Consider the following 7,970-nt stretch of genomic DNA (forward strand, 5'->3'; position numbering starts at 1 on the left):
GAGGAGGCGGTGGGATTCGAACCCACGCACGGCTTTCGCCGCCTGACGGTTTTCAAGACCGTTCTCTTAAACCACTTGAGTACGCCTCCAAGTTATATGTAGTTTTCAGGTAAAAAAAAAGAAATGGAGGAGGCGGTGGGATTCGAACCCACGCACGGCTTTCGCCGCCTGACGGTTTTCAAGACCGTTCTCTTAAACCACTTGAGTACGCCTCCGTACTTATAATTGAGCGTCGTGTTGTACGAGCGCCTTCCTGACATAAATTATGATAGCATCTTGGTTTTATTGTGTAAAGCCTTTTTCTAAAAAAACTTTTTAAAAAATTAGAAGGGGGAAATCTCCCCCTTCCCACTTATCCTTGAATGACTTCAAGACCGCCCATATAAGGACGAAGTACTTCTGGAATAACAACTGATCCATCTGCTTGCTGGTAGTTCTCAAGAATGGCAGCGACTGTCCGACCGACTGCAAGTGCTGATCCGTTTAATGTATGAACGAATTCCGGTTTAGCATTCGCTTCCCGACGGAAACGGATTTGTGCCCGGCGTGCTTGGAAATCTTCAAAGTTTGAGCAAGAAGAAATCTCACGGTACATCCCTTGGCTCGGCATCCAGACCTCGATGTCATATTTCTTCGCAGCTGTGAAACCAAGATCCGCTGTACACATGCTGAGGACCTGATACGGAAGTTTAAGTAATTTCAAAACTTCCTCCGCTTGCCCTGTCAGCAATTCAAGCTGTTCGTATGATTCTTCCGGTTTGACGAAACGGACGAGTTCGACTTTGTTGAATTGGTGCTGACGGATTAAACCGCGCGTATCACGGCCGGCAGAACCTGCTTCAGACCGGAAACATTGGCTGTAGGCGGCATAACCGATCGGCAATTGATCCGCTGACAAAATTTCATCCCGGTGCATGTTCGTCACCGGCACTTCTGCTGTCGGGACGAGGAAGTAGTTCGTATCTTCGACTTTGAACGCATCTTCTTCGAATTTCGGAAGCTGTCCTGTTCCTGTCATAGAATCCCGGTTGACCATGAGCGGCGGCAGGATTTCCGTATATCCGTTTTTGTCCTGGTGTAAATCCATCATGAAGTTGATCAATGCCCGCTCAAGACGTGCACCGGCACCGCGGTAAAAGACGAAACGGCTTCCCGTTACTTTTCCGGCCCGTTCGACGTCAACGATTTTCAACTGTTCCATCAAATCCCAGTGGGGTACAGCTTCAAAATCAAACGCCGGCTTGTCACCGACTTCGCGGATGACGACATTATCATCTTCCGTAGAACCGATCGGAACGCTGTCATGGGGAATGTTCGGAATACCGAGTAACAACAGATTCAGCGTCGCTTCGACTTCACGCAGTTCTTCATCGAGGGCTTTGACTTCATCCCCGACTTGGCGCATCGCAGCAATTGCTTCATCCGCATTTTCTTTGTTGCGTTTTAGTTCCGCGATTTTTTTTGTCGCTTCATTTCGTTCCGCTTTCAGGACTTCTGTTTTGGCAATCAATTCCCGGCGTTTTTCATCAAGGGCGATGAACCGGTTCATATCCGTTAAATCTTCTCCCCGGTGAGCCAGTTTTTCTTGAATCGCGTCAAAATCCTGACGCAGTCGTTTAATATCAATCATGTTTCTTCCTCCTTTTTTTCAATAAAAAAAGGCAATCCATCCCTCTCCGGTTCTAAAAAACCGAAGAGGGACGAATCACCTGGATCCGCGTTGCCACCCTCATTGCTGATCAGATCAGCCAACTCTAAAGACGCGATAACGGGCGTACCCGCACCTTGTTCGCAAGGTGTGTGATCCGGCTCGATTCAAAGTATCCTTCTGACTAGTTCGCACCACCCACTAGCTCTCTTAACAGAATAAATGCTTCTACTTGGTCCGTTCATGACATCATTATGAGATTAGCTTTACTTTACACTATCCCCTTTACGGTTGACAAGGGTTGGTTGATGAATCGCTTGACTGATTTTTTTGGACCAGGCCGAAACGGCGCGGAACAAGCGGATCTGGAAGCTCGCCAGCTCAACCTTCGCAGCACTGGTTACTGTAGCTTGAGGAACAGTGAATCCGGGTAAGTATCGTCCGCTGTCTTCCACTTGGACGGTCCCGATGATTTCACCTTCTTTTAACGGTGCTTCTGCTTTTGAAAATTGAAAGACAGGCGTATGCGGTTTCGCTTGGTTTTTTAACACGGTCACATACAATGCTGTTTTCGTCACGACATCGTAGCGGGATTGTTTTGCCCCCCGAATCGGCAATACACCTTTGATTTGTTCCCCTTTTCCGTAATACGTCAACGGTTCAAAAGAAGAAAAACCGTAATCCAGCAGTTTTTTCGTTTCTGCAAACCGGGCTTTATCGGATGTCGTTCGCATGACGACCGATACGAGTGTTAAATTCCCGCGTGTAGCGACACTCGCAAAACAGTATCCGGCAAGGTCCGTCGTCCCGGTCTTCATCCCCCGCATTCCGCTGTACGCATACGGTTGGCGCGGCAACATCTTATTGGAGTTTTCGACCTTTTCTCCATTGATTGTAATGAACGAACGTTTTGTCACATCTAATACATCCGGATAGTCTTGAATATAGCGGATGATCAAAAGAGAGATATCCATCGCCGTCATCAAGTTTGTTCCCGGTAATGTCGCATCGACGGCATCGAGTCCTGAAGCATTGGCGTATTCGGTATCTTCCATCCCTAGTGCAACAGCTGTTTCATTCATTCGTTCCACGAACTGCTTCTCCGTTCCGGCCATGACTTCTGCCAGGAGAACGGCGGCATCGTTAGCCGATTTAATAAAAGCTGCGTCGTACAATTCCCGGATGGTATACGTTGTTTTCCGAATCGGCAACCGGGCAATTCCCGGCGTTTTCGCAAGCTTCAGTACTTTTTCACTTGGGCGAACCGTTTGATTCCAAGATAATTTTTTTTGCTCAATCTGCTGACGCACGAGATAAAGCGTCATTAATTTTGTCATCGAAGCCGGGGGCAGAGCCAAATCAGCCTGTTCAGCCAATAAAATCTTGCCTGTTACCGCATCGACCATTATGTAAGATTCTGCCTGAATGTCCGGTGTCTCTGCATGACCTGTCATCGGCTGTCCACCAGCAGTCAGTATAAGGACACTCAGAAAGAGTGTGAAAAGACGTTTCATCGGTCCTCTCCTTCAAATGATGTTATATCTTTTCAGTGTAGCACAAAAAAAGAAACCGACAGCCGGAAACTGACGGTTTCTCTCTTACTTTTGATTAAACAGAAACAGCTGTCCGCCGTCTGATTTTTTGAATGAAATAATCATGAAGACGCCGATCTGAAGTCAGCTCCGGATGGAAGGAGCAGGCGAGATGAAGATCCGTCTCGACGACAACGGCGGCTGTCCCGATTGCAGCCAGGACACGTACTCCTTCTCCGACCTGTTCGACGAAAGGAGCTCGAATAAAAACAGCTTCAATATCCTGACCGGCACCTTCGACGTTCAAGGAGGTTTCAAAACTGTCGATTTGTCGTCCGAACGCATTGCGTCTGACCGTCATCGGAATCGCCCCTAAATGGGAAGGACCTTCAGTCAATTCGCTTGCCAGCAAAATCATCCCGGCACATGTCCCGAACATCGGCAACGTGTCAGCTTGACGTCGCAAGACATCCAGTAAACCATAACGGTCAATCAGCCGGCGGATCGTCGTCGATTCGCCGCCAGGCAAGATTAAACCGTCGATTCCGTCCAAGTCCGCGCTTGATTTGACGATCATCGTTTTGACTCCAAGCAGATGAAGCATCTCTTGATGTTCGCGCACGGCGCCTTGGACACCTAATATACCGATTACCATCCGCGTGGTGCCATCCGCTCTTCAAACGGCATCGACGTCACATCAATTCCTTTCATCGCTGTTCCGAGTCCTTTCGACAGATGGGCAATCCGTTCGAAATCGTCTTTGTATGTCACGGCTTCGACAATCGCTTTCGCGACGCGTTCCGGATGTTCCGATTTAAAGATACCGGAACCGACAAATACGCCTTCGGCTCCAAGGTGCATCATCAATGCCGCATCGGCTGGAGTCGCGATTCCGCCAGCCGCAAAATTCACGACCGGAAGACGTCCTGTTGTCTGAATCTGTTGTAAGACCTCGTAAGATGCGCCCCACTCTTTAGCACGCGTCATCAATTCATCCGGTTGTGAATGAAGAATCTGGTGGAGTTGTGCTTGAATCTTGCGCATATGCCGGACAGCTTCGACGACATTGCCGGTTCCGGGTTCCCCTTTTGTCCGGATCATCGCTGCTCCTTCTGCAATCCGGCGCGCCGCTTCTCCTAAATCACGTGCTCCGCAGACGAACGGTACTGTAAACGATGACTTCAATAAATGATACTCCTCGTCTGCCGGCGTCAGGACTTCACTTTCATCAATAAAGTCAACACCCAACGATTCGAGGACCCTTGCTTCGACGATATGTCCGATCCGGCACTTCGCCATCACGGGAATGGATACTGCCTGCAGAACCTCTTCCGTGATGAGCGGATCGGCCATCCGGGCTACTCCCCCGTCACGCCGAATATCCGATGGCACCCGTTCAAGTGCCATGACAGCGACCGCTCCGGCGGCTTCTGCGATTTTAGCCTGTTCCGCATTCACGACATCCATGATGACGCCACCCTTTTGCATTTCAGCCATTCCCCGTTTGACACGATCTGATCCTTGTTGCCGTTCCATCATTATGAACTCCCCCTAGACAGTGATAGTATTTCCAATCGGTGATACTTTTTAGTATATTCCCCGTTGACTATTTTAAAAGTATCAGTTTATGATAAATTAACCAGGTCAGTAAAAAGGGAGATCAGTTATGGACATGTTATCGTTTGAGTTGATACGGGACGGAAATCGTCCGCTGTACGAACAGCTGTACCAGCAAATCCGTCAGGAAATCATTGAAGGACGCCTTGCTTACGGAACGAAATTACCATCGAAACGAAAGCTTGGTCAGTTTTTAAATCTCAGCCAGACGACAATCGAACTGGCTTATCAACAGTTGGTCGCAGAAGGATATGTCGAATCCGTTTCCAGGAAAGGTTACTTCGTCTTAGCCTACGAAGAACTGGCATACGTCAAAACAACGCCTCTGCCGACAAGTCAACGTTCAAATCAACAACCAGCCATGCGTTACGATTTTCATCCCAGTAAAATCGATGGCTCATCCTTTCCTTTCTCCCGTTGGCGGAAACACGCAAAAGATGTCATCGACGAACAACATCAATCACTCGTCTCGCTTGGACACCCGCAAGGTGATCTATCATTACGTCTCGAGATTGCGACGTACCTCTACCATTCACGGGGAGTCGTCTGTTCGCCGGAGCAGATCATCATCGGTTCCGGTGTTGAGCAATTGTTACCGCATATCATCTTTTTATTAGGAAAAACGACAACCTATGGCATCGAAGATCCCGGGTATCATGCGACACGTCTGATCCTTGAAAGTCATGAACGATCGGCGGTTCCGATTCCGGTCGACCAAAACGGCTTAGTGATTCCTTCCCTCGTTCAAAGTCCTGTCGATGTTATGTATGTGACACCGGCTCACCAGTTTCCGTCGGGCAGTATTTTATCCGTCAATCGACGCCGTCAACTGTTAAACTGGGCCGCTGCATCGGATCGCCGTTATATCATAGAAGACGATTATGATAGCGAATTCCGGTACAGCGGAAAATCCATTCCTTCTTTGCACAGTATGGACAGTGAACGGGTGATTTATCTGAGTACATTCTCAAAATCACTGATGCCGTCCCTTCGCATCGGATATATGGTATTGCCACGACCTTTATTAGAACGCTATCAAACTGAATTTCCATACTATACGTGTAGTGTCTCCCGATTTGATCAAACGATTTTGACGCGCTTCATGAAAGAGGGCGACTTCGAGAAACATTTGAACCGCATGCGGAAAATCTACCGCCGCAAACTCGATGTCGTTGTCCACGCTCTCCGGGATGTACCTTTTCTGAAATTGACGGGAGAAAGTGCCGGACTGCATGTCGTCCTCTCCGTCTCAAATGGCATGGGAGAACAGGAATTGCTGCGACGAGCGAAGGACTCCTCGATCCAAGTATATGGATTATCGGATTATGCCCAGTTGCCGTTATCCACAGCTTATCCACAAATTGTCCTCGGGTTTGCCAGTTTAACAGAACAACAATTGATGCAAGGACTGACCGAACTCGTTGCCGCTTGGCAGTTAAAATAAAAGTATCCACAAGGTTATCCACAAAAAAATCCTGCGGCCTATTCAGGTCGCAGGATTTTTGATTATTGACGTGTATAGTTTGAAGCTTCTTTCGTAATCTGAATATCGTGAGGATGGCTTTCCTGTAAACCTGCACCTGTCATCCGGATGAACTGTGTTTCTTCACGTAATTCTTCAAGTGAAGCAGAACCACAGTATCCCATTCCTGAGCGGATCCCTCCGACGAGTTGGTAAACCGAGTCACCGAGTTTACCGCGGTATGCGACGCGACCTTCGATTCCTTCTGGAACAAATTTCTTGTCGGCTTCTTGGAAATAACGGTCTTGGCTGCCGCGTTTCATTGAGGCTTCCGATCCCATACCACGATACGTCTTGAATTGACGGCCTTGGTAAATTTCCATTTCTCCCGGGCTTTCTTCCACGCCGGCGAGAAGGCTGCCTAACATGACTGCATGACCGCCTGCTGCGAGTGCTTTGACGATATCACCGGAATACTTGATTCCGCCATCAGCGATAATCGAGACACCGTGCTTACGGGCTTCTGTTGCACAATCAAAGACTGCTGTGATTTGTGGAACACCGACTCCGGCCACGACACGTGTCGTACAAATAGACCCTGGTCCAATTCCGACTTTGATGACAGAAGCACCTGCTTCAATCAAGTCACGTGTCGCTTCAGCTGTTGCGACGTTTCCTGCGATGATCGGCAAGTTCGGATACTCATCCCGAAGTTCGCGTACTTTCACGAGAACCCCTTCTGAGTGACCGTGTGCCGTGTCGACGACCAATGCGTCAACTCCTGCATCTACGAGGAACTTGGCACGAACCGAGGCATCTTTCGTTACACCGACAGCTGCTGCGACGAGCAGACGTCCAAATGAATCTTTGGCTGCATGCGGATATTGCTCAACTTTTTCAATATCCTTTGTTGTAATCAAACCTTTTAAAACTCCGTTCTCATCGACGAGTGGTAACTTTTCAATCCGATGTTTGTGGAGAATCTGTTCGGCTTCTTCTAAAGAGGTACCGACTTTTGCTGTGACCAGTTCTTCCGTCGTCATGACAGTTTCAATAACCGTCGAGTAATCTTTCACGAAACGGAGATCGCGGTTGGTTAAGATACCGACCAATTTACGTTCTGTTTCGTTATTGACGATCGGAACACCTGAAATCCGGTACTTACTCATCAAATATTCAGCATCATAGACTTGTCGTTCTGGCGTGAGGTAAAACGGATTTGTAATGACACCATTCTCCGACCGCTTAACACGATCGACATGTTCGGCTTGATCTTCCATCGACATGTTCTTGTGGATGACTCCAAGACCACCTTGACGTGCCATGGCAATCGCCATTGGAGCTTCTGTTACGGTATCCATCCCTGCACTGATTAAAGGAATGTTTAATGTAATTCCTTCGCATAATGTTACAGACAAATCAACATCTCGCGGTAAGACACTTGAACGACGTGGTACGAGCAAGACGTCATCAAACGTCAAGCCTTCTTTAGCAAATTTGTTCTCCCACATGTTATCCACTCGCTTTCTCTTCTATAAAAGAATATTGATGTTATGGTAACAAGCGAGAGGTGGCATGTCAATGACTCCACCAATAATCAGAACAATCTGAAGTTTCACATAACACAAAAAGACCGACCTGCAAAATGCAGATCGGTCTCTTACTGGCCTGGCAACGTCCTATCCTCACAGGGGGAAGCCCCCAACTACTT

General features: G+C 48.1%; 6 protein-coding genes, 2 tRNA genes and 1 other annotated feature. Of the genes, 1 reads left to right on the forward strand and 7 read right to left on the reverse strand.

Annotated features, from left to right (window positions below; translation table 11 throughout):
- Window position 1 precedes the first annotated feature (1 nt).
- From KNP91_RS15490 to pdxS, 6 genes are all read right to left on the reverse strand, one after another.
- A tRNA-Ser gene (locus KNP91_RS15490) sits at window positions 2-89 on the reverse strand.
- Window positions 90-124: 35 nt separating this feature from the next.
- Window positions 125-215, reverse strand: a tRNA-Ser gene (locus tag KNP91_RS15495).
- Between the two features lie 137 nt (window positions 216-352).
- Entirely contained in the window at window positions 353-1,630 is a 1,278-nt protein-coding gene (serS, locus tag KNP91_RS15500; RefSeq protein WP_214850881.1) for a serine--tRNA ligase, read from the reverse strand.
- A gap of 63 nt (window positions 1,631-1,693) precedes the next feature.
- Window positions 1,694-1,902: a binding site (T-box leader), on the reverse strand.
- Between the two features lie 12 nt (window positions 1,903-1,914).
- On the reverse strand, window positions 1,915-3,162 hold the full coding sequence (locus tag KNP91_RS15505; RefSeq protein WP_214767904.1) for a D-alanyl-D-alanine carboxypeptidase family protein: 1,248 nt from the start codon (window positions 3,160-3,162) through the stop codon (window positions 1,915-1,917).
- Between the two features lie 94 nt (window positions 3,163-3,256).
- Window positions 3,257-3,835: a pyridoxal 5'-phosphate synthase glutaminase subunit PdxT gene (gene pdxT / locus KNP91_RS15510; protein WP_214767902.1), complete on the reverse strand. Its 579-nt coding sequence runs from the start codon at window positions 3,833-3,835 to the stop codon at window positions 3,257-3,259.
- Window positions 3,829-4,716, reverse strand: a complete 888-nt coding sequence (gene pdxS / locus KNP91_RS15515) for a pyridoxal 5'-phosphate synthase lyase subunit PdxS (protein WP_200859024.1) — start codon at window positions 4,714-4,716, stop codon at window positions 3,829-3,831. The genes pdxT and pdxS overlap by 7 nt, the downstream gene beginning before the upstream one ends.
- 130 nt (window positions 4,717-4,846) lie before the next feature.
- Here pdxS and pdxR point away from each other — a divergent pair, with 130 nt between their 5' ends.
- Window positions 4,847-6,241, forward strand: coding sequence for a MocR-like pyridoxine biosynthesis transcription factor PdxR (gene pdxR / locus KNP91_RS15520; RefSeq protein WP_214767900.1), 1,395 nt, complete (start codon window positions 4,847-4,849; stop codon window positions 6,239-6,241).
- 62 nt (window positions 6,242-6,303) lie between these two features.
- Here pdxR and guaB read toward each other — a convergent pair whose 3' ends face one another.
- The gene (gene guaB / locus KNP91_RS15525; protein WP_012368922.1) at window positions 6,304-7,770 is read right to left on the reverse strand and encodes an IMP dehydrogenase; all 1,467 of its coding nucleotides are present in this window, start codon (window positions 7,768-7,770) and stop codon (window positions 6,304-6,306) included.
- Window positions 7,771-7,970: the final 200 nt, after the last annotated feature.

Origin of the sequence: Exiguobacterium sp. s138 (assembly GCF_018618775.1) — a bacterium.
Classification (GTDB): Bacteria; Bacillota; Bacilli; order Exiguobacteriales; family Exiguobacteriaceae; genus Exiguobacterium_A; species Exiguobacterium_A artemiae.